Genomic DNA, 22011 nt, shown 5'->3' on the forward strand with positions numbered 1-22011 from the left:
CCGAACGCTGCATCAACAAGATCAAGGAATGGCGCGGGCTCGCCACCCGCTACGACAAGACCCCGGCCAGCTACCTGGCCGGACTCCACTTACGCCGAGCCGTCATCTGGCTCCGCAGCCTCCAGCCCGTCTAAAGATCTGAACTCGGCACACGCCCTAGGCCTGTCCGGCGGACCTACGCCGGCACCGGCCAGCAGGTGCGACCAAGGGGGTTTGGTCGTTCCGGCGCCAGGCCACGGCAACTCGTGTGCGGGCGGCGTCGGGCTCGATTCCGCGGAGGGCGATGTCCTTGAGGCGGATGCGTCGGATGCTCGCCGGGGCCAGGGAGACCCCGAGGCCGGCCTCCACCACCAGGGCGCACACGGTCTGCCGTTCCACCGCGTGCCAGGCCCCTGGAGCATGAAGTCGGCTGCGGCCGTCATGCCGTTCGGTTCCCGTGGTCAAGACCGCGCCGTAGCTTTTGAGCCCCGGCGCAGTTCACCGTGGTCCGCCTCGGCGTCGGCCGCCACCGGCCACGCCGTTTTCGGCCACCATCCCAGGGCTCTCCGGGCCGGTACATTCCTCCGTCGGCACCGCACCCGCGGCCTCCGTCGATACCACCTCGGTCGCCGGACCCCGTTCTAGCCGGCCTCCTTCCCAGGCCATGCCGCAACGGCATGGCCGCACCGACTCCCTGTCCACGCCCCGCAGCGTACCGGGGCCGCACACCGACCGGCCCGGTACGCCATCGGCCCACCCATGGGCATCCGCCGAAGGAGTTCACTTGAGATCATCCGCCCGCAGACCCGCCGCGATCGGCGTCTTCATAGCCGGCGCCGCCATGCTCGCCGTCGCCATGCCGACCGGCACGGCCGCGGCCCACCCCGTCGGCCAGCGGAACCCCGCCACCGCCCACCCCCGGGCCGGGGCTCTGGCCGCCAAGCTCTCCCCCGCGCAGCAGGCCAAGCTCGTGGAAGCCGCCAAGGCGGGAACCGGCACCACCGCCCGGGAGCTCCACCTCGGCGCGCGGGAGCGGCTGGTGGTGAAGTCGGTGGCCAAGGACGCCGACGGTACGGTCCACACCCGCTACGAGCGCACCTACGACGGCCTGCCGGTCCTCGGTGGCGACCTCGTGGTCCACCGGAGCACGAGCGATGCCCTGAAGGGAGTCACCAAGGCGACCAGCAAGTCGATCGCGGTGGCGACCACGACGCCCACCGGGTCCGCGTCCGCCGCGAAGAAGTCCGCCCTCGCCCGGGCCGAGGCCAAGGGTGCAGAGGACCCCAAGGTGACCACGGAACGGAAGGTGATCTGGGCTGCTTCCGGTCAGCCGAAGCTCGCCTGGGAGACGGTCGTCGGCGGCCTGCAGGACGACGGCACGCCGAACGCGCTGCATGTCATCACCGACGCCCGCACCGGCGCCAAGCTCTTCGACTACCAGGACATCGAGTCCGGCACCGGCACCGGCCAGTACAACGGGTCCGTATCCCTCGGCACGACGGCGTCGGGATCCAGCTACACGCTGACCGACGGCACCCGCGGCGGCCACAAGACCTACGACCTCAACCAGGGCACGTCCGGGACCGGCTCGCTGTTCACCGACGCCGACGACGTCTGGGGCAACGGCTCCCAGTCCAACCGGCAGACCGCCGCTGTGGACGCGGCGTTCGGCGCCCAGGTCACCTGGGACTACTACAAAAACGTGCACGGCCGCACCGGCATCCGGGGCGACGGCGTCGGGGCCTACTCCCGCGTCCACTACGGCAACAACTATGCGAACGCCTTCTGGGACGACTCCTGCTTCTGCATGACCTATGGCGACGGCTCCGGCAACGCCCAGCCGCTGACCTCCCTCGATGTCGCCGCACACGAGATGACCCACGGCGTCACCTCCAACACCGCCGGCCTGAACTACAGCGGTGAGTCCGGCGGCCTCAACGAGGCCACCTCGGACATCTTCGGCTCCGCCGTCGAGTGGAACGTGAACTCCGCGGCCGACCCCGGCGATTACCTGATCGGCGAGAAGATCAACATCAACGGCAACGGCACCCCGCTGCGCTACATGGACAAGCCCAGCAAGGACGGCGGGTCCAAGGACTCCTGGTACTCGGGCATCGGCGGCATCGACGTCCACTACTCCTCCGGCCCGGCCAACCACTGGTTCTACCTGGCCTCCGAGGGAAGCGGCGCCAAGGTGGTGAACGGCGTCAGCTACAACAGCCCGACCTCCGACGGCCTGGCCGTGACGGCCATCGGCCGGGACGCCGCCGCCAAGATCTGGTACCGCGCGCTCAGCACGTACATGACCTCCACCACCAACTACGCCGGTGCCCGCAGCGCCACACTGTCCGCGGCCGCGGACCTGTACGGCAGCGGCAGCGCCACGTACAACAACACCGCCAACGCCTGGGCGGCCGTCAATGTCGGCAGCCGCGTCGGCGGTGGCGGCGGCGGCTGCACCGCTCAGCAACTGCTCGCCAACCCGGGCTTCGAGTCCGGTTCCGGGTCGTGGACGGCGACCTCCGGTGTCATCACCAGCGACAGCGGCCAGCCGGCGCACTCGGGTTCCTGGAAGGCCTGGCTGGACGGCTACGGCACCACCCACACGGACACGCTGTCCCAGTCGGTGACGGTACCCTCCGGCTGCAAGGCGACCCTGTCGTTCTGGCTGCACACCGGCACCCAGGAATCCGGCTCCACGGCGTACGACACGCTCAAGGTGCAGGTGGGCAGCTCCACGCTGGCGACCTACTCCAACGCGAACGCCGCCACCGGCTATGTGCAGAAGACCTTCGACCTCTCGTCCTACGCCGGGCAGACCATCACCCTGAAGTTCACCGGCACCGAGGACAGCAGCCTCGCCACCGACTTCGTCATCGACGACACGGCGATCAACATCAGCTGACCACGGGAACCCAACCGCACACCTGACCGCACCGCGGGCCGCTTCTCCGAGTGGACCGCGGTGCGGCCGTCGGCCGGGAAGGCGCCGCTCCCTCAACCGTACTCGCGTCCGCCCCGAGGTGTGTGGAGTGTTTTCAGCGCGGAGCGGGCGGCGTTGTGGCCGCCCATGCCGTGTGCCCCTGCTCCGGGCGGGGTGGCGGCGGAGCAGATGTGGACACCGGGGATGCCGGTCGCATAGGGGTTGGCAGCAGTGCGGGGCCGCAGGGCGACTTGCAGGGGGGTGTTGGCGCCGGTGATGATGTCGCCGCCGACGTAGTTGGGGTTGTAGGCGGCCATTTCAGTGGTGGTGCGGACCCGCTGCGCCAGGACACGGTCGCGGAAGCCGGGCGCAAAGCGTTCGATCTGGGCCAGCAGGGGCCCGGTGGCGTCGCCGGTGTAGCCGTGGGGGACGTGTGCGTAGGCCCAGACGGGGTGGGTGTCGCCGTTGGACCGGGAGGGGTCGGCGAGGTACTGCTGCGCGACCAGCACGAAGGGCCGTTCGGGCATCCGGCCGCTGTGGACGGCCCGCTCTGCGGCAGCTATCTCCTCCAGGGTGCCGCCCAGATGCACGGTTCCCGCTGCGCGGCAGGCTACGTTGCGCCAGGGGATGCCACCTTCCACGGCGAGATCGACCTTGAAGGCGCCCGGGCCGTAGCGCCAGCGCCGGTAGGCGCGCGCGACGCGCGAGGGCAGTTGGTCCCCGGCGATCTCGACGACGCCGGTGGGCGACAGGTCGAGCATGACCAGGTCGCTCGGAGGCAGCTGCCGCAGCGAGGTGACGTGGATACCGGTTTCGATCTTCCCGCCGTGGGCGGTGAGTACGGCGGCAAGGGCGTCGGTGATGGCGCGGGAGCCGCCTTGCGCGACGGGCCAGCCATAGCGGTGGCCGGCGGCGATCATCATGGCTCCCACGGCGGTGGTGGTGGGGCGGGTCAGCGGGTAGAGGGCGTGTGCGGCGATTCCGCCGAAGAGTGCTCGGGCTTCGTCGGTGCTCCAGCGGCGCGCGGTCACCGTGGCGGGCAGCAAGGCGTTGAGGCCGAACCTGGCCAGAGTGAGCGGATGGCGGGGCAGGTGCGCGACGGGCTGGAAGAGCTCCTGCGTCAGAGCGTCGATCCGCGCCGTCAGGGGTCCGAAGAAGCGCCGCCACCCGGCGCCGTCGGCGCCGAGTCCCACCGCGGTGTCCTCGATGGCGGTGTGCAGCACCGCGGCGGTTCCTGAGTCGAGGGGGTGCGCCACGTCGATGTCGGGGCGCAGCCAGCGCAGGCCGTGTGCGGACAGGTCCAGCGACTGCAGGAATGGGGAGGCTGCCGCCATGGGGTGGATGGCGGAGCATTCGTCGTGCAGCAGCCCGGGGAGGGTGAGCTCGCTGGTGCGGGTGCCGCCGCCGATGGTGGCGGCGGCTTCCAGCACCGTGACCTCGACGCCGCCCAGGGCCAGGGTCACGGCGGCGGCCAGCCCGTTGGGGCCGGCCCCCACCACGATGGCGCTCGTCATGCCGGCTCCACCTCGGAGGCGGGCGGGATTGTGGCCGCGGAGGCGGCGGGTGCCGGCACGCCGTCGCTGATGACCTGGACGGGGATGGTACGCGTGTGGTCCAGCCAGGGCTGACGGACAATCATCTCGGAGACCCGGACGATGCCTTCTTCCATCAGTCCGGTTGCTGCGTCGACGATCCGGTACCGCTGTTGCCGGGTATGGGCCGGCTGGCCTTCGAGCATGATGACCCGCAGGTCGCCGGGGGCGAATTGGCACCGCTTCTGCACTGCCTCGACCAGCTGCTCGTCGTGCAGGTGCCCCTCACCGAAGTTCCAGCCGAGCAGCGCTCCGGCCAGGAACTCGCCCTCGCGGATGACGTAGGCGTCGGGGTCGTCCACGGCCCGGGGCAGCAGACCGACCAGGGCGCGCCCGTGGGAGTGCATGGAGCGCCAGGCCAGGAACTTCTGCATCATGAACTCGCTGGTGCCCTCGTCGTAGAGCTTCATCAGCTGCCACTTCTGCAGGCGCGCAGACTTGACGATCTTGGCGTCGAGCGTCTCCTCCACACCGGGCCGCATGATCCACATGCTGGTGGCCCAGTTGCCGGCGTAGTACCGCATCCCTGGCAGGAAGGAGATCCACTCCGGCTTGAAGTTGCCGATGCCGATCATCACGACGACCGGCACCAGCAACGCGGCGATCAGCCATGGCGACGTCGCGGACGACAGGGCGTACTGGGTGCCTCCGTAGTGGCCGAACAGCAGCCACGCCCCGATGATGACGAACAGGTTCCACTCCAGGGGCACGCCCGCGGGGAAGGTGGACAGGATGAACAGGTGGAAGATCGTCATCGCCGCGCAGGCCAGCAGCGTGACCGTGGTGTTCGTCGAGAACAGCAGCACCAGGGGGACGCAGTACTCGATGACCGTGCCGGTGTGAGCGGCGGCCTTGGCGAACCCGGACGGGCGGACATCGTCGGGGAACCGGCGGAACAGCTTGCGCTTGAGCCACTTGCTGCGCAGCGCCGGGCTGTTGGAGAGCATCACCGACACCACGAAGGGGAAGTGGTGGTTCAGCTTGGAGGTGGCCGCTCCCCACCACACCGCGATCATGATCAGCTTCAAGGCGATGATCATGTCGGTGAACGGGAAGAGGAAGGCGATCGCCATGATCCAGTACTGGTCGGCGCGCGCGGCCAGGAAGATGGTCTTGTCCCGGAGTCCGATGACCGCCAGCGACGCCACGATCAAGGCCGTGGCGGACGGGGCGACCAGGCCGGAGGCGCGCGTGCCACCGGCGACAGTGTCACCGGCCAGTCCCCACACGAGCGCACCAATGACCAGCAGGTACAGCGCGACATCGACCAGCGTGCGCTTGTCGCCCCTGGTGAGCGGCACCTTGCCGGGCCAGGGCGGCATCCGGAGCGTTCCGGGACGCAGCCAGTAGATGAAGCCGCCCACCGGCGGGAAGAAGCGCATCGTCAGCGGCCCGGACCCGCAGCCGAAGCCGAGGACTTCGAACAGGATGGTGAAGATGACGAATTTCTGGAACACGATCGGCTCGGTCCACCAGGAGCCGATTTCTCCCAGCGTGCCCAGGCCCGGGGTCGTGGCGGAGATGATCCACGCCGGCAGCACCAGGTAGGCCGCCATCTTGACGATGTAGAGGATGAACACCCCCCACGGTGTGCCGAATCCGTACTCGGCCCAGTGCTGTACTTGGACGCGCAGCCGGTCCTGGTACGAACTCCGCCGCCACTCGGCGAGGTCCGTGTCCGGTAGCGTCGGGGACAGAAAGCCCATCAGACTCCTTTGTCTGTGTTTCCGGGCAGGTGGGCGCAACCGCTGAGGTGTTGCGCGGATCAGCGGCGCCAGGCGCTGCGGTGCGGTGCGGTGACTACGGGTCAGGCGGTCAAGCCGGTTGGCCCCAGCCGGGTCCGCAGCGTGGGCTTGTCGATCTTTCCGACAGCGTTTTTGGGGATGGCATCGACAATGAAGATCGCGGCGGGGAGCTTGAACTTGGACAGCCGCCCCCGAAGGTGCCCGTAGATGCCTTCCTCGTCCAGGACACCGCCCGTGACCAGGGACACGAACAGCACCGGCTCTTCCCCCAGCACCGGATGGGGCCGGCCGACGACGGCTGCCTCGAGGACGTCACTCAGCTGGTGGACGACCCCTTCGATCTCCTTGGGGTAGATGTTCTCGCCGCCGCGGATCACCATGTCCTTCGTACGGCCCACCAGAACCAGGTAACCGTCCTCGCCCAGACAGCCGATGTCGCCGGTGTGCAGCCAGCCGTCGCGGATGGTCGCTGCTGTCTCCTGCGGCCGGTTGAGGTAGCCGCGCATCACATTGGGCCCCTGGATGAGGACCTCCCCCGCGGCGCCACCAGTGGTCTCGGAGCCGTCGGGATCGACCACACGAATCGATTGGCCCGGCAGCGGCAGACCGACGGTGCCCGCCTTCCGTTCGCCGTGCAGCGGGTTGACCGTGCTGGCGCAGGTTCCTTCCGACAGCCCATACCCTTCGATGACCGGCACCCCGAAGCGCGCTTCGAATTTTCGCAGCAGCTCCGCGCTCGCCGGAGCGGCCCCACAGATGGCGAACCGCAGCGAGGAGGTATCGACCGGACTGTCCGCAGGCAGATCGGCGAGCTTGGCGTAGATCGTCGGCACTGCGGAGAAGTACGTGGGACGGGCCACGGCGACCCGCGGGAAGAACGACGCCGCATCGAACCGCCCCGCAACCGTGGCGCGGCCGCCTGCCAGCAGCGGCGACAGGGTGCTGACGACGATGCCGTTGACGTGGAACAGGGGGAGAACCAGAAGGCTGTGCGCCGCAGCGTCCAGTTCGAACGCTTCGATGGTCATCGCACACATGGCGGCGATGTTGGCGTGGTCGAGCATCACACCCTTGGGCCGGCCCGTCGTACCGCTGGTGTAGATCACCAGGGCCAGGTCCTCCCGCCGGTATTCCGCCATCGCATCCACTGAGCCCGCGCCCGAGGGCGCCGACAGGTCCGTGCACACCGCGGCAGCTCCGGACACCTTCGCAGCGCCCTCGGCGGTCGTCACCACGACCTTCGCCGAGACGTCGCCCAGCTGGTATTCCACCTCCACTGCGGTGAGCGAGGGGTTCACCGGGGTCACAGCAGCGCCCAGCCGCCATGCCGCGAACATCGCGGTGATGAACTCCACCGTGTTCGGCAGCATGATGGCCACCACGTCACCGCGGCCGACCCCCAACCCGGACAGGGCTGCGGCGGCCCGCCTGACCGCCTCGGCGAACTGGGCGTTGGTCAGTGTGGCGGTGTCATCGGCGATCGCCTGTCCACCGGGATCACGGAGAGCACGGGCGTCAGGCAGAACCGAAAGATGCATGGATGCTTCCTGTGACCTCGTCGTCAACGATGTGTTACGGCAAGGTAGGAGCGCCACGATGACGCACGCCATGTCCCGGTGCGATGAAGATAACGATGGGGTTTGTCTCCGGGAGACATGACGGGTCCCCGTCCGGCGGTGGGACGGCGCCGTCGCCGGGGTCAGGCCGCAGGTCGGCGCGGAATACGTAGCTTTGGCGGTGCTACCGGCCCCGGGGGTGGCTCGCTACGGTTGTCCGGTGGACACAAAAGCCGAGGAATCCGACTCCCCAGCCATCGACCGTTGGGTCGCCGTCATAGCCGCAGAGCTCAATGGACGTCTCGCAGCCGAAACCGAGAAAGTCAAGGACGTCCTGGAATCCAATATTCCTGAACTACGCAAGGACTCACGGTTGCTGGAATTGCTGGGCGCCAGCATCGAAGGCAACGTGGACACGGTCCTGCACACCCTCCAGTACAACATTTCCGCCGAGCACCTGGAGGCCCCGGCAGCAGCGATGGAATACGCCCGGCGGCTCGCCCAGCGCGGTGTACCGGTCAACGCGCTGGTGCGCGCCTACCGCCTCGGCCAGACCACCCTTCTCGACGACGCTTTGACTCGCATCACAGCGACAGACCTGGCCCCAGAGCTGAGACTCGCCGTAGCCCACCGCATGTTCACCGTCGTCTCCGGCTACATCGACTGGATCTCCCAACAAGTCGTCGACGTCTACGAACGGGAACGCAACCGCTGGCAGGCCAGCAACAGCAGCATGCGTGCCGTCCGCGTGCACGAACTCCTCAGCCACGACACCACCGCGCCCCCACCCACCGACCTCGGCCTGGGCTACACCCTGGACCAATACCACCTGTCCACGATCCTGTGGTTCCCCGAAGACCTCGACGCGGACCAAGCCCTCAACGACCTCGAACGCGCAGCTCAAGACCTCGCAGACATCATGAAGGTCCGCCGCCCTCCGCTGTTCGTCGCCGTCGACCGCCTCTCCGGGTGGGCATGGATACCTCTGGGCGAGCGCGCCACCGTCAACTGCCGCGACATCAGCCGCCACGTAGCCGGCCGAACGGACGCTCTGTCCGTCGCGGCGGGTAGCCCCGCCCGCGGACATCACGGCTTTCGCGTGTCGCACGAGCGCGCCAGAACAGCGCAGAACGTCGCCATGCTGCACAAGCCCCACCCCCGTCGTGTCACCTTCTACGATGATCCAGGGCTCCCCGTCATCGACCTCCTGTCAAAAGAAGTCGACAAGACCAGAAAATGGGTCATCGACACGCTGGGACCCCTTGCCGCGAACAGCGACAATGCGTCGCGCACCCGAGATACTTTGCACGCCTTTCTCGACAGCGGAGCAAGCCACAAAAGCGCAGCTGAGCGGCTGAACCTTCACTACAACACCGTGAAATACCGAGTCAAAAAGGCTGAGGACGAACTCGGAATCGCCATCGGGGACAACCGACTCCACATCGAACTTGCCCTACTGGCCTGCTACTGGCTTGGCGACACCGTCCTCACCAACTAGTACTCCAGCCGCAACACCGTTGATTTAGCGCTTTGACCTGGCCTTCAAGCCTTCCTCCATCACCGTGACCTCGGCTTCGAGGGTGTAGTGCTGAGCGGTGGCAGGGTGTTGGAGGGAGTTCTTGCTGTACTTGCTGGTCGGGTTCTTTCGGGTTCGGGCCTTGGCTTGCTGCCTGCGGCGGGCGGGCAGGAGGTTGTCCAGGATGGCGTGGCCGATCGTGCCCACCAGCGTGACCTCACCGGGGATGATCCCGGCGGCGGTGGTGACCTGGTCGCGGGCGGTCTCCAGCGCGACGGTGAAGCTGATCCGGTCGGGGTCCAGACTCGGTCGGCTTGTGGTGGCGTCGGCAGTGATCCGTATGAGGGCCTGGTAGACGGTCAGCAGGGCATACACCTCCTGGTCGACCTCCTCCGGGCGGTGCGAGCGCAGGATGCGGCCGTCCAGCATCGTGGCCTTGATCGAGAAGTAGGCGGTCTCGGCCTGCCACCTCTCGTGGTACAGAGTGACCAGCTCACGGGCGGGGTAGCGGGTGTGGTCGGTCAGGCTGGTGGCCAGGCGCCACTGCTCACGGCGGACCCTGCCGTCCTGGTAGGTCACGGTGATCCATGCTTCGACTATCCGCACCGGCAGCTTGCCCATGCCGAAGGTCGACAGGTAGGAGCCGTCCGGCAGCCGCTTGGTAATCAGCGGGATGCGACGGGAGCCGGACCGGCACAGGAACTCCGCTCCGGTGGAGCGGAGTTGGAGCAGGAGGGGGTAACCGTCGAAGCCGATGTCCAGCAGCACGAGCATCCCGTGGGTCAGCCGGTGGAGCATCCGCTCAGCGTAGGTGGTCTCGCCTGTGGTCTCCGGGCCGAAGGCGGCGGCGAGCACCGCCCGGGTGCCGCACTCGATGAGCACGAGCAGCCGGAGCAGCGGGTAGCCGAACTCCACGTCCTCGCCCTTGCGCTTGCGCTTGGCATGCCGGGAGGCGATCGGTTCACTGTCGGGAAGGTGCAGGCTGGTGCCGTCGATGGCCACTGTCCGCAGACCCCGCCAGAACGCGCCGGGAGTACGCGGTCCGGCGACCGGCCCGGCCAGCGTCTCGAACAACGCCTTGAACGGAGCGGCTCCCACCCGGCGACGGGCCCGGCACAGCGCCGAGGTGCACGGCCGCACCAAGGCCAGGGCGTCCAGGCTCGCGACAAGCTTGCCCCACACCGCCCGGTAGCTGCACCGCTCGAACAGGGCCAGCGCCAGGACGAAGTACACCACCACCCGCGAGGGCAGCAGCCTGACCCGCTTCTGGACTGTCCCGGTCTCCTCCAGCACCGCATCGACCAGCGCAAAGTCCACCACCTGCGTCAACTCCCCGAGATGTCCCGGCGCGAACACGCCCCCGGCTACGCGATCTCGCGGGTGATGACAGACTGCTCCTGCAACGGAACTCCTTGATCAACTCTCTTGGTCGAAAGTTGATCTACCGGGTTCCGTTGCGTCGTTCAACCCCCTTGACACGTCACCACCAGGCCAAACTCAACGGTGTTGACTCCAGCCGTAGATCGTGATCTTCATGGCCGAGTGGCTTGTTGCCGGTAGTGGCTGGCCTGGGATCGGGCCTGGTGGCGGCGCCGCCAGTTTGACCAACCGAGTCGGTGGGCTGTGGCGTGGACGGGTCGGACGACGAGAGTGATGAACAGGCGCTGGATCTCGTTGCAGGTGAGCGGAATGAGGGCATCGGGTGCGGGGCGGGTGTGCTCGTCCGCGCGTACGACGGCGAGGAAGGCATGCGCGAGCATGGCGAGGGTGACCCAGCGGGACCAGGAGGTATAGCGACGAACCTGGTGCTCGTCGAGTGCGGCCAGGCCCTTGCCCGACTGGAAGAACTCCTCCACCCGCCACCTTGATCCAGCGACTCTGACCAGCACGGTCAGCGGCACGGATGCGGGCAGCGGTAGTAAGCGAGTTCGCCGGGTGCTGCGGTTGCGGCGGATCAGCAGCTGACGACTCCCGGGGCGGGGGTCGGCGAGGTCGATGACTGCCCAGTTGTAGAAGCGGTGGCCCTTGGTCCCGGCCCCTGCGGATGACCCGTTCGTAGAACTCATTCTTCAGGTCCAGGTGGCGCTGAGTGAGCGCATTCCGGGGGACCTGCGCTTCCTCGGCCAGGGAGACGATCGTCAGGGCACCGTTCGAGTGCTCCGCTGTGCCGGACAGGATGCGGTCCATTGCGGCTTGGATGCGGTCGCGTTCATCGAAGGCGGGGTTCATCCCGAGGTTCCCTGACGGGTGATGCGGGTGTGGTCGTGGCCCTCGGCGTACGAACGGAGCTGGGAGGCATTCGCCCGCAGACGGTCCCCGATGGGCTGGGGCGTGTGGGCCGCCTTCTTGTCCAGGAGATCGGCGCCGTCGTGGAGCTGGGCGGCGTGCTGGTCCGTGCGGAGGCTATTGCCGCAGTCGGGGACGCACCGATCCAGGGCCGGGGCGGGCTTGGCGGAACTGAGGGCGCAGTCACGACAGTTGCGGGTCGAGAGCCACCTCACGGTTCTCCGAGCTATCGTCAAGACCTGTGGGTCAAGATCTTTAGGCGGCTGTGGGCATCGGGTGGTCCTCGGGTCGCTCGACCAGCTTGCTGCCTTCGAAGCGGGCGCCTGCGCCTACTCACGCTGTGAACGGTGCGGTCAGCTCCGTGGTGAGTGCGGCGAGTCGGGCGCGGGCCTGCGCATCGTATGCCTGCGGGTGTGCGGGCCGGTCGTCGAACCGGTCGAAGTATCGTCCTGTGATGCCTTCGGCCTTTGGGTCGACGATGAGCCGCAGCGTCGGCTGAGCACCATCGTCGAGGCTCGCGGCGGGGGTGAAGCCGCTCTGCTGCAACATGTAGGTGTCCATCAGGTGGGCTGGGTGCAACACATTCGCGGTGACCTTGTGCTGCGCGACCTCGGCTGCCAGGTCGAACGAGGCCATGATCAGGGCTAGTTTGCTGCGGCAGTAGGCGTGCACCCCTTCGTAGTCGTGTTCCAGCATCACGTTGTCAAAGTCGATGGGTGCCTGCCCCATCGACGCCACATTGACCACCCGCGAGGGTGCCGAGGCGGCGAGGAGCGGGAGGAGCCGGCGGGTGAGAACGTACGGCGCGAGGTGGTTGACGGCGAACCGGAGTTCGTGACCCTGGCTGCTTGTTTCGCGCACGTTCGGAGCGCTGCCGCCGCCCACGGCGGCGTTGTTGACCAGCACGTCGAGCCGAGGCTCGGCGGCGAGGACGGCGTCGGCCAGCGTGCGCACCTGCTCAAGGTCGGCCAGGTCGGCCGCGTAGGTACGCACCGGCGCATCCGGAGCCGACTGGCGTACCTCGTCGGCGACCGCCGCAAGCCGCTCCCGGTCGCGTCCGTGGAGCAGCAACGTCGCACCCCGGGCCGCCAGGAGCCGGGCGAGGTGGCGCCCCATCCCCTGGGTGGCCCCGGTCAGCAGGACCGTCTTCCCGCGCAGGTCGTCCGAAACAGATGTTTGTTCATGCATGCCCCCACTATTATCAAAGCCTTTATACAAGTTCCACGCTTTACTCATCTCAAGGGTCGGTAAGGTAGCCGCATGGAGATGCCGCCGGACGCCCGGCTCGGCCTGGACATCAAACGGGCCGAGCAGGCGCTGATGACCGCCAAGAGCAGCGCCGTGCGCGCGGCCGACCTGACCGTCGCCCAGTACGCCGCTCTCCTGGCCCTCGCCCAGCACCCCGGCATCTCCGCCGCCGCGCTGGCCCGCGCCTGCCTGGTCACCCCGCAGGCCATGACGGCAGTGCTCAAGACCCTGCAGGCACGTGGCCTGGTCGAGCGGTCGGCACACCCCTGGCACCGCAAGGTCCTCGAGACCCGTCTCACCGAAGCCGGCCACCGCGCCCTCACCGCCGCCGATACCGAAGCGGTCCGCATCGAACGCCGCCTGGCCGACGAGTTCACCGCCGAGGAACAAGACACGCTCCGCGCCCTGCTGGCCCGCTGCGTTCAGGCGATCCAGCAGGACCACTAATGGTGTTTCAGGTGGATCAAGGTCGTGCGGTGATCACCTCGCGCGGCTGGGGGAGAGCTGGCAGACGCACAGGGGCGGTGTTGTGAGCAATAGTCAAGAACTGCAGATCAGTTGAGGTGCGTCAGACTGCGTAAGCTTCGGGGCGTTCGACGAGATGGCCGCGTTCGAAGCGGGCTCCGGCGCGGACGAGGGCGACGAGGTGGGGTGCGTTCACGGCCCGCCAGCGCGCCTGGGCGGACTCGACCAGCTTGAAGACCATGGCCAGCCCGGCGGCCCGGCTGCCGGCGCCCTTGGTGACCTTGGTCCGCAGCCGTACGGTGGCGAACGTCGACTCGATGGGGTTGGTGGTCCGCAGGTGGATCCAGTGCTCGGCGGGGAAGTCGAAGAAGGCCAGAAGTTCGGCCTCGTCGTCGGTGATCTTCTTGACGGCCTTGGGGTATTTCGCGCTGTACTGTCGGGCGAAGGTGGCGATGGCCTTGCGGGCCTGGTCCTTGTCCTCGGCGTTGTAGATGTCCTGGATGGCGCGCTTGGCCGCGGGCTGGGCCGACTTCGGCAAGGAATCGAGAACATTTGCGGTCTTATGCACCCAGCACCTCTGCTCGTGGGTCTCGGGGAACACCTCGGCCAGCGCCTTCCAGGAGCGCGCCGTCGCCGACGGCCAGCACCGGAGCCCGCATGCCCCGGCGGGCGCAGTCCCGCAACAAGCCCGCCCATGCCTCGGACGATTCGCGGTAGCCGTCGGCCAGCGCGATCAACTCCTTGGTGCCGTCCGCCCGCACACCGATCAGCACGAGTACGGCAGCCTTGGCCTCGTCCAAGCGGATGCGCAGGTGGATGCCGTCGGCCCACACATAGACATAGTCCGTGGCGGACAGATCACGGTCCATAAAGGCGGAGTGGTCGGCCTGCCACTCGGCGGTCAGCCGCGTGACCGTGGCCGGCGACAGGCCGGCCGCCGAGCCGAGGAACTGCTCCAGCGCGGGCACGAAGTCGCCGGGGGACAAGCCGTGCAGGTAGAGCAGCGGCAGTACCTCGCTGATCTTCGGGGACTTGCGGCACCACGGCGGCAGGATCGCCGAGGAGAACCGCTTGCGCTCGCCCGTGGTCTCGTCGACACGCTTGTCGTTCACTCGCGGAGCCCTGACCTCGACCGGCCCCGCCGCGGTGGTGACCTGCCGGGGCTGGTGACAGCCATTGCGGACCACCAAGCGGCGCCCCTTATCGTCGCGTTCACCGGCCAACTCGGCTATATAAGCGTTGACTTCGGACTCAAGAGCAGCGGCCAGCATCCGCCTCGCGCCCTCCCGGACGATCTCATCCAGCAGCGAGCTACCGCTTGGCGTGGTGCCGCCCTCGTTGACTGCCGTAAGCACGGGCGTGCCTTCCCGACCGACGCTGCAACGTCGGCCTTGCTCGATGACCTATCGATCGATCCATCGGGAAGGCACGCCTCCTTCCGTCAGGGCTGATCCACAGGTATTGAGCATTGCTCCGGTTCTCCCTCCCTCGGTAGACTGACCAGTCGGCTGGTTCAGTGAGCTGTTGCGCACCACGAGGTCAACAGCCGTGCCCGGGAGGACTGCTGTGCTCGAAGCGGCTCAATTGGCGCAGGAGATCACGCCTTTTATTGCAGGTGCGGTCGGCGCGTACGGCTCCGCTGTCCTTACTCGGGTGGAGGACAGCGCGGCGGAAGCCACGGTGTCCTTCGGCCAACGGGTGCTGCACCGCCTCACCGGGCGGGGTGCCGTACGGCAAGGCCCGGACGCCGAGCAGGACGCGGTAATCGCCGCTGTCGTGCGCCTGGCCGGAGACCCAGCCGATCCCGCCCTGCTGGCCGCGCTGCGTGAGCAGATCAGCACCCTGCTCCACACAGACCCCGAGATCGCCGCCGAGATCGCCGCCCTGCCCCGCCCCGAGGCACCGGCCCAGCCGGTGACCATCACCGCCTCCGGAGCGCGTTCCATCGCCGTGCAGCGGGCCACGGGCATCCTCATCACCGGTGACACGTCCTACGAGACGGCACCGTGACGGTTCCTGTGCCCCCGCCCTTCGCCTACGGCAGCCAGATCACCTCCCTCGGACTCCGGTCGGCGGCCGTCGGGCACAACGAGGGCGTGATCCTGACCGGTGATCTCACCGTGCGGGCATCCGTAGCACTGCCCCCCGCGCCCCGGACCGAAGCGCCTGCGGGGCTGCACAATCTGCCCCGGCCGCCGAGCCGCCGTTTCTCCGGGCGCAGCACGGAGATGGGCCGGCTGGAGGGCGCCATGTGTCCGGGAGGAGGTCCTGGCACGCACGCGGTCACGCAGACCGTGTCCGGCCTGGGCGGAGTCGGCAAGTCGAGTCTGGCGCTGCACTACGCTCACGCCCACCGGGCCGATTACCCCGTCATCTGGTGGATCACCGCGGACAGTCCGGACACCATCACCGCTTCGCTGGCGACGCTCGCCAAGCGGATCAACTCGGGTATCGACACCATCAGCGTCCCGTACGCCGACCTGGCCGCCTGGGCACAGAACTGGCTGCAGGCACACCCCGGATGGCTTCTCGTCTTCGATAACGCCGCCCACCCCGAGGACCTGGCCCCCTACCTGACAAGTCTCACCGCCGGGGACCACCTCATCACCACCCGCCGCGCCCACGGCTGGGACGACATCGCCCCACCCCCGCTGCATCTCGACACTCTAAAACTCGAAGCCGCCACCGGCCTGCTGTGCGACGTCAGCGGCCGGGACGCCCCGGATGACCGCGCACCGGCATGCGCACTCGCCGAGGAGCTGGGCTGCCTGCCCCTGGCGCTCGAACAGGCCGGCGCCTACGTCAAGCGCACCCGCATCACCTTCACCGCCTACCTGCAACGCCTCGCCGCCCACCCGGCTAAGCTGCTCGGCGCCCCTAGCGACGGCGACCCTCGCACCCTCACCGTCGCTCATGCCTGGCGCGTCACTCTTGATACCCTCGCCGAGCGCGACCCCGATGCCCTGCGGCTGCTGCGCGTACTGGCCTGGCTCGCGCCCGACGGCATACCCCGCGAGCTGCTGGCCCCCCTCGACACCGGGGCCGGTGCCGTGGACAACGCCCTGGCCCTGCTCGCGGACTTCAGCCTGATCACCCTCTCCGAGGATGCCGCGGGCATCCACCGCATGGTCCAGGCCGTCACCCGCACACCCGACCCCGACGACCCGCACCGTGCCCCGAACGCCATCGATGAGGCACGGGCTGCCGCTGCCTCCGCCCTGCGCGCCGCCTTTCCCGAGGAGCGCTTACTGGATGTGGCCGGATGGCCAGGCTGTCGCGTCCTGCTGCCTCACATCGAAGCCCACCTCTCGCACGCCAGACCCGAGCAGGACACCGAGGACACCCGCTCCCTCATGAACTCCGTTTCACTCTTCCAGGGGTTCCACGGACAACTGGCCCAGGCGATCGCACTCGCAGAACGTGCCGTCACCACGTCGACGCAGCTGCACGGTCCTGATGACCCACGAACCTGGGCATCGCGCGGCGCTCTCGCCTGCTGGCACGGCCATACAGGTAACGCGCTCACGGCCCAAGCCGACCTGGAGCAGCTGCTCGACGACATCCTGAGGAGTCCCAGCCCTGACAGCGGGAAGCCCTTGACCGTAGCCGCCAACTACGCCTACTGGCTCGGCATGGCGGGAGACCCGGAGAGGGCAGCCGATGAGCACGCCAAGCTCCTGGCCGTGCTGGTCGAGGTGGCGGACCCCGACGACGACAATGTTCTCTCCATCCGCCACAATCACGCCATGTTCCGCGCGATGGCGGGGCACGCCGCGGAAGCGGCCTCGGCCTTCGCCGAGCTGGTGAACGACCGGACGCGGCTCTCCGGTCCCGAGAACGTCGACACCCTGACCGCCCGCGGCAACCTGGCCGGCTGCCTGGGCCAGGCGGGGAACCCCGCCGAAGCGGCCGCCGCGCTGCAGGAGCTGGCAGCCGACATGACGCGGGTGCTTGGCCCCGACCACCCCCACTCCCTGACCTCACGCCACAACGGTGCTCGCTGGCAGTACGAGGCGGGCAGTCGCGCCGCAGCCGTGGCCGCCATGGAGAACCTGCTGGAGGACTACCTGCGGGTGCTCGGCCCCGACCACCCGGACACGTTGGATGCCCGGGTCCGGTTGGCCGAGTGGCGGACGGAGGGCGTGGGCGCGGCCGACGTGGCCGCTTCGTACGAGCAGATGGCGGAGGTCCGGACGAGGCGACTGGGCGCCGACCACCCCTCCACACTGAGCGCCCGGGCCCGAGCCGCGTATCACCGGGGCCACGGGGGCGACGCGACCGGTGCCGTGGCGGACTTCGAGGAGCTACTGAGGGCCCGGCTGCAGGTGCTCGGCCCCGACCACCCCGACACCATCACCACCCGCGGCAACCTGGCCTGGTTCACGGGCATAGCGGGTAGCCCCCGGGCGGCGGCCGACATGTACACCGAGGTTCTGAACGCCCGCCGGAGGGTGCTCGGCCCCGACCACCCCGAGACGCAGAAGACAGCGCTTATCGTCTCCCTGTGGCAGCGGGAGGCAGCCGGTGAGACCGGCGTCATCGACGCGTTCACGCAACTGGCGCGTCTCATCGAAACGGGCCAGGTCAAGGTGATCGCCAAGGACGGTGATCCGAAGCCACCGCGGTGAATCGGCCATCCTCACCGGAGGCGACCGCCACAATGCCCGAGCAGATTGATCTCTATGTCATACCCAGTGGGCCACACCCCATTTGCCATCTCTCCACGAGAGGAACAGGCGCTGACTTTCAACAGGCGGTGAAGCCACAGGAGTTGCCCTGAGCAGACCGGGAGCGACATCCCTGAACGCGAATGGCTCCCCTACCAGAATCGGTAGGGGAGCCATTCGGTGCGCCTTCCCTGGTTCCAGCAGATGACGTACGCGGTGGTCGACGGTCGGCGCAAAGGGGGGCTCCTCCTCCAGCCCGGGGAGGGCAGTGCCAGGCACCGGAGCGACTTGTGCGGCAGCAGGCCGAGCTCGCCGACGATCTGCGCCAGCGGGATCGCCATGAGGATCCCAACGGGCTCGAGCACGCGCGTGCCGAGCACCAAGCCTTCGCCGCGGCGAAGGATCTCGCGCACAAGCACCTGCGCCGTGGTCGCCGGGGCCGTGTATCGAAGGTACTGGTCACAGCCTCGTTGATGGCCGAGGCGAGAACGGTCGCGCTGGCCTCAGCTACGCCGACGGCAGGCCCGGCACGTCAGCGCCTCTTGGCCGATCCCGGGATCCTATAGCGACTCAGGTGACGGGTGGTCGAGTGGGCAGGGGGTAAGCAGGACGATGGCCGAGAAGGTTGAGTCGAGTGGGCGCCTCGGCAGCAGAATTGGTAACACATTGAGGACATCGCTGTGAAATGAGCGTGAAGGAAGTTTCAGCGAAGCGGACCAGGCAAAGAGACGCTCATGAATAACCCTCATGATCACATAGCGGAAAATGGTCCGTACCACCACAACGCAAATCCTCCCTACCAAGGTGGTACCAGCACCCCTTACGAAACCAACCGACGCCGAGCAGGCAATTCGAGGGGTCTCGGGGCAGAGCGGACAGCATTGATCATTCACACCGTCGCAGACATCGCTGCAGGTTTTCTGTGTTTGTGGATCCTGCTGTACATGCTCGACGCGAACCAGGCGAATGTCTTCGTCGACTTCGTGCACGGGATGGCGGACTGGCTCGCCGGCTGGTCACAGGACATCTTTACGATGGAGCCCGAAGGCATTCGCGTCTTCTTCAACTACGCGCTGCCTGCGCTGATTTACCTCGCAGTCGGCCACGGCGCCGCCGCATGGGTGCGGAGGCTCTGACCCTCGCGCTCCGCCGACCTCCAGGACGTGCCGCTCCGGCTGCGTCCGCCGCATTTCTGACGACCAGACGCTGCCCCGTCCTCCGACCGTGGTGTATCAGATCGGAAACGCTTCACCGCTGTACACCTCATCGGTGTCGACGGGGGCACCTGGACGCCTCAGCTGAGGAAGTCGAGTAGCGCCTTCGTCATCGCGTCTGGGGCCTCTTCGGGCAAGAAGTGGCCGGCGTCCGGGACGACCAGTCCGGTGACGTCGCCGGCTAGTTAGGCGCCTGAGGTGTCCAGCAGCGCGGGAGACTGTCCGGATGACGACCACGCGCCGCCCGCTGGGCACCGGCCCGAACACCACCGCGTCGGCCCCGGCCGGGGTGCCCGATGGCCGGCGACTGGCCGCCGAACGAACCGACGCCCACCCACTCCTGGCGACGCCGGAGCCGAACCCGACGGACCCGACCGAAGCGCCGCCGATACGGTCGCGGCGGCGCCTCGGAGACGGCACCGCGACTCTTCGACCGGTGTAGCCCGTCTGCCACCCATCGGCCGGGGTACGACCCCCTGCGCCGTCTCCGGGGCGCACCGGGCTGTATGGCTGCCGGCCGTCCTCCCGGGTTTCCAAGGCCCCAGGAACCCGTACAAGCCCGGGGGAGCCATACCCGCCCGGTGCACTGCCGGCCGGGCTGGGGGGGCGACTCCCCTGCTCCGCACTGGGCCGTGCCGTTCCACCCCGCCCGGCTGTGGGACATCGTGGCCACGGATTTGGACAGCGGGACCTACGGCAGCATCCTGCGCTCCAAGGGCTTCTTCTGGCTGCCCACCCGCCCGCGGGGCGGGACTGTGGTCGCGGGGACCGCGGTCAGGAACTCGTCTTCATCGGCACCGGGCTGCGCCCCGGCGCCCTGCACAAGGCCCTTTCCGCATGCCTGATGACCGACGACGAACACGCGCTGGGGGCACCGCGCTGGGCAGCCTGGGACGACCCGTTCCCCGCCTGGGAGACCTACGGCCTCGACGAGGCCTGCGACCACGAGCAACGGTCCCCACGAGGCCGGGCCGGTACCTCAGCACTGAAACGCAGACTCTGACCGGGCCCACTATGGGCCGGGCAGCCACTCAGACTTCGCCGGCAGTCAATCATCCGTTGTCACGGGGCAGGCAGCAGGGGCAATCCACTGGCCGGGGACTACGCCTCGGCGAGTTCGCGCGCTGTCGCCATGTCGCTGAACGGGAGCAGCCGCTCACCGACGATCTGGTACGGCTCGCTGCCCTTTCCGGCGATCAGGACGATGTCGTCCCGGTCGGCGACGGACAGGGCGTAGGCAATCGCCCGACGGCGGTCGGTGAACCGTTCGAACGGTGTGCCCGTCGCCGCGAGACCTGGTGTGATCTGGTCCAGGATCGTCTCGGGGTCTTCGTTGCGGGGGTTGTCCGAGGTGAGGACGCACAGGTCGGAGTGGGTCCCGGCGATCCTCCCCATCTGGGCGCGCTTGGTGACGTCACGGTCCCCGCCGCAGCCGAAGACGGTGATGACCCGGCCGGAGGCGAAGGCCCGGATGGTGGCCAGGACCTTGTCCAAGGAGTCCGGGGAGTGGGCGTAGTCCACGATCACGGACGTTCCGCGCGGGGTTTCGAAGCGTTCGAACCGACCCGGGATCGGAGGCATTCGGTCGAGTGCGGTGACCAGTCCTTCCAGGTCGTGCCCCAGGACGTGGCAGGCGGCCACGGTGGCCAACGCATTCGCCACCGAGAATCGGCCGGGAAGGGGGATCGCCGCCGGATACTTGCGACCGTCGTGGTGGAGAGTGAACCGCGTACCGAAGGCGTCCATGGTGAGGTCGGTGGCCCGGTAGTCCGCCTCGGCGTCGAGGGCGTATGTGGTCACCGCGCCGGGCATCAACGCCGGGATCCCGGCACCCACCGGATCGTCGACGTTGACCACCGCGCGCCGGCACAGGCCCTGGAACAAGCGCAGTTTCGCGTCCCGGTAGTTCTCCATCGTTCCGTGGTCGTCCAGATGGTCCTGCGTCAGGTTGGTGAAGACCCCGACATCGATGAACGAGTGGTCCACCCGGTGTGTCAGCAAGCCCATCGACGTGGCCTCCAGAACCACGCTGCCGACCCCGCGGTCGCGCATGCACCCCAGCAGGTACTGGAAGTCCGGCGACTCCGGTGTGGTCAACACCGACCTCGGCATCGGGATCAGCTCGTCGCCGACCCGGCTGCCCGCCGTCCCGATGACGCCCACCTTGGCGTTCTCGGCGATCCGCAGCACGGACTCGACCATGTACGACACCGACGTCTTCCCGTTGGTGCCGGTGATGGCCACCATGTCCATCACGCGCCCCGGATCGCCGTAGTAGCGGGAGGCGACGACCGCGGCCGCCGTCCGCGTATCCGGCACCCGGACGACGCACACCCCGGCGCCCGCGGCCGACGCCCGGACCGGCGCCGGGAGATCCGGCGCTGTCCCGTCGACGAATACCGCCACCGCTCCGCGCGCGAGAGCCGGTCCGACGGCCTCGGGACCGCCCTCACAGTGGCCGGGCACCGCGATGAACAGCGACCCCGGCGAGACCCGGTGGACGTCGAAGCACGTGCCCGCGGTGATCACCGTATCCGGGTCGCCCTGAAGAATCTCGTGGTCGTGACCGGCCAGCAGCTCGCTCAGCTTCACAGGAATCCTTATCGAGGATGCGGCTCGTCCGGCCGTCCGGCCGTCGCCGACAGACGGCGGGACCGACGGCGCGCCGCAGCCGCGGGGGATTGGAACGGGCTTTGGCGACCACCAGATCGGGCCGGAGGCCGCGGCTCAGCCCAACAGGCGGAGTCTCACGGTGCTACCACACGGGGAGCGGACCGCGACGAAACAAATCCATGGTCAGGCGGCCGGCCGGACAGGGGC

General features: G+C 68.3%; 14 protein-coding genes and 5 pseudogenes. 9 read left to right on the plus strand and 10 right to left on the minus strand.

The window, feature by feature from the left end; all coding sequences use genetic code 11:
* Together ABZS71_RS12390 and ABZS71_RS12395 are read left to right on the plus strand one after the other, a co-directional pair.
* A pseudogene (locus ABZS71_RS12390) lies at nt 1–134 on the plus strand (IS5/IS1182 family transposase); the annotation flags it as partial.
* 686 nt (nt 135–820) lie between these two features.
* The gene (locus ABZS71_RS12395) at nt 821–2884 is read left to right on the plus strand and encodes a M4 family metallopeptidase (RefSeq protein WP_356209537.1); all 2064 of its coding nucleotides are present in this window, start codon (nt 821–823) and stop codon (nt 2882–2884) included.
* Nucleotides 2885–2976: 92 nt separating this feature from the next.
* Here the strand turns inward: ABZS71_RS12395 and ABZS71_RS12400 are convergent, their stop codons facing one another.
* The 3 genes from ABZS71_RS12400 to ABZS71_RS12410 form a co-directional block, all read right to left on the minus strand.
* Nucleotides 2977–4416 (minus strand): NAD(P)/FAD-dependent oxidoreductase, encoded by a 1440-nt coding sequence (locus tag ABZS71_RS12400; protein ID WP_356209293.1) that lies wholly within the window; start codon nt 4414–4416, stop codon nt 2977–2979.
* Complete coding sequence (locus ABZS71_RS12405) at nt 4413–6200, minus strand: DUF3556 domain-containing protein (RefSeq protein WP_356209295.1); 1788 nt, start codon at nt 6198–6200, stop codon at nt 4413–4415. The genes ABZS71_RS12400 and ABZS71_RS12405 overlap by 4 nt, the downstream gene beginning before the upstream one ends.
* Before the next feature lie 101 nt (nt 6201–6301).
* Complete coding sequence (locus ABZS71_RS12410) at nt 6302–7849, minus strand: AMP-binding protein (RefSeq protein ID WP_356209298.1); 1548 nt, start codon at nt 7847–7849, stop codon at nt 6302–6304.
* A 166-nt stretch (nt 7850–8015) separates the two neighbouring features.
* Here ABZS71_RS12410 and ABZS71_RS12415 point away from each other — a divergent pair, with 166 nt between their 5' ends.
* Nucleotides 8016–9293: a helix-turn-helix domain-containing protein gene (locus tag ABZS71_RS12415; protein ID WP_356209301.1), complete on the plus strand. Its 1278-nt coding sequence runs from the start codon at nt 8016–8018 to the stop codon at nt 9291–9293.
* A 24-nt stretch (nt 9294–9317) separates the two neighbouring features.
* On the opposite strand, the gene ABZS71_RS12420 is transcribed toward ABZS71_RS12415, so the two are convergent.
* The 5 genes and pseudogenes from ABZS71_RS12420 to ABZS71_RS12440 form a co-directional block, all read right to left on the minus strand.
* A complete protein-coding gene (locus tag ABZS71_RS12420; RefSeq protein WP_356209303.1) occupies nt 9318–10667 on the minus strand; it encodes an IS4 family transposase in 1350 nt (449 codons plus the stop codon).
* Nucleotides 10668–10843: 176 nt separating this feature from the next.
* Nucleotides 10844–11356: pseudogene (locus ABZS71_RS12425) on the minus strand (IS701 family transposase); the annotation flags it as partial.
* 1 nt (nt 11357) lies between these two features.
* Nucleotides 11358–11540: pseudogene (locus tag ABZS71_RS12430) on the minus strand (hypothetical protein); the annotation flags it as partial.
* On the minus strand, nt 11537–11812 hold the full coding sequence (locus tag ABZS71_RS12435) for a hypothetical protein (protein WP_356209305.1): 276 nt from the start codon (nt 11810–11812) through the stop codon (nt 11537–11539). The gene ABZS71_RS12435 and the pseudogene ABZS71_RS12430, both read right to left, overlap by 4 nt.
* A gap of 118 nt (nt 11813–11930) precedes the next feature.
* Entirely contained in the window at nt 11931–12785 is an 855-nt protein-coding gene (locus ABZS71_RS12440; protein WP_356209540.1) for an SDR family NAD(P)-dependent oxidoreductase, read from the minus strand.
* A 72-nt stretch (nt 12786–12857) separates the two neighbouring features.
* Here ABZS71_RS12440 and ABZS71_RS12445 point away from each other — a divergent pair, with 72 nt between their 5' ends.
* A complete protein-coding gene (locus ABZS71_RS12445; protein ID WP_356209307.1) occupies nt 12858–13292 on the plus strand; it encodes a MarR family transcriptional regulator in 435 nt (144 codons plus the stop codon).
* Nucleotides 13293–13413: 121 nt separating this feature from the next.
* On the opposite strand, the pseudogene ABZS71_RS12450 reads toward ABZS71_RS12445, so the two are convergent.
* Nucleotides 13414–14665: pseudogene (locus ABZS71_RS12450) on the minus strand (IS256 family transposase).
* 211 nt (nt 14666–14876) lie between these two features.
* Between ABZS71_RS12450 and ABZS71_RS12455 the strand changes: the two are divergent.
* The 5 genes and pseudogenes from ABZS71_RS12455 to ABZS71_RS12475 form a co-directional block, all read left to right on the plus strand.
* A complete protein-coding gene (locus ABZS71_RS12455) occupies nt 14877–15320 on the plus strand; it encodes a hypothetical protein (protein WP_355854549.1) in 444 nt (147 codons plus the stop codon).
* Nucleotides 15317–17938, plus strand: a complete 2622-nt coding sequence (gene fxsT / locus ABZS71_RS12460) for an FxSxx-COOH system tetratricopeptide repeat protein (protein WP_356209309.1) — start codon at nt 15317–15319, stop codon at nt 17936–17938. The genes ABZS71_RS12455 and fxsT overlap by 4 nt, the downstream gene beginning before the upstream one ends.
* Nucleotides 17939–18267: 329 nt before the next feature.
* Nucleotides 18268–18543 (plus strand): hypothetical protein, encoded by a 276-nt coding sequence (locus ABZS71_RS12465; protein ID WP_356209312.1) that lies wholly within the window; start codon nt 18268–18270, stop codon nt 18541–18543.
* A gap of 189 nt (nt 18544–18732) precedes the next feature.
* Nucleotides 18733–19113 (plus strand): hypothetical protein, encoded by a 381-nt coding sequence (locus tag ABZS71_RS12470; protein WP_356209543.1) that lies wholly within the window; start codon nt 18733–18735, stop codon nt 19111–19113.
* 713 nt (nt 19114–19826) lie between these two features.
* Nucleotides 19827–20180 (plus strand): annotated as a pseudogene (locus ABZS71_RS12475) (GTP-binding protein); the annotation flags it as partial.
* A 112-nt stretch (nt 20181–20292) separates the two neighbouring features.
* Here the strand turns inward: ABZS71_RS12475 and ABZS71_RS12480 are convergent.
* A complete protein-coding gene (locus ABZS71_RS12480) occupies nt 20293–21783 on the minus strand; it encodes a UDP-N-acetylmuramoyl-L-alanyl-D-glutamate--2,6-diaminopimelate ligase (protein ID WP_356209315.1) in 1491 nt (496 codons plus the stop codon).
* Between the last annotated feature and the right edge of the window lie 228 nt (nt 21784–22011).

Source organism: Streptomyces sp. NPDC005393 (assembly GCF_040606675.1).
Lineage (GTDB): Bacteria > Actinomycetota > Actinomycetes > Streptomycetales > Streptomycetaceae > Streptomyces.

Bases quoted from the DNA above. Each gene is read 5' to 3' on its own strand.
- ABZS71_RS12410 (WP_356209298.1), bottom strand. From the start codon at position 7,849: ATGGCGTGCGTCATCGTGGCGCTCCTACCTTGCCGTAACACATCGTTG.
- ABZS71_RS12440 (WP_356209540.1), bottom strand. From the start codon at position 12,785: ATGCATGAACAAACATCTGTTTCGGACGACCTGCGCGGGAAGACGGTC.
- ABZS71_RS12395 (WP_356209537.1), top strand. From the start codon at position 821: ATGCTCGCCGTCGCCATGCCGACCGGCACGGCCGCGGCCCACCCCGTC.
- ABZS71_RS12445 (WP_356209307.1), top strand. From the start codon at position 12,858: ATGGAGATGCCGCCGGACGCCCGGCTCGGCCTGGACATCAAACGGGCC.
- ABZS71_RS12400 (WP_356209293.1), bottom strand. From the start codon at position 4,416: ATGACGAGCGCCATCGTGGTGGGGGCCGGCCCCAACGGGCTGGCCGCC.
- ABZS71_RS12405 (WP_356209295.1), bottom strand. From the start codon at position 6,200: ATGGGCTTTCTGTCCCCGACGCTACCGGACACGGACCTCGCCGAGTGG.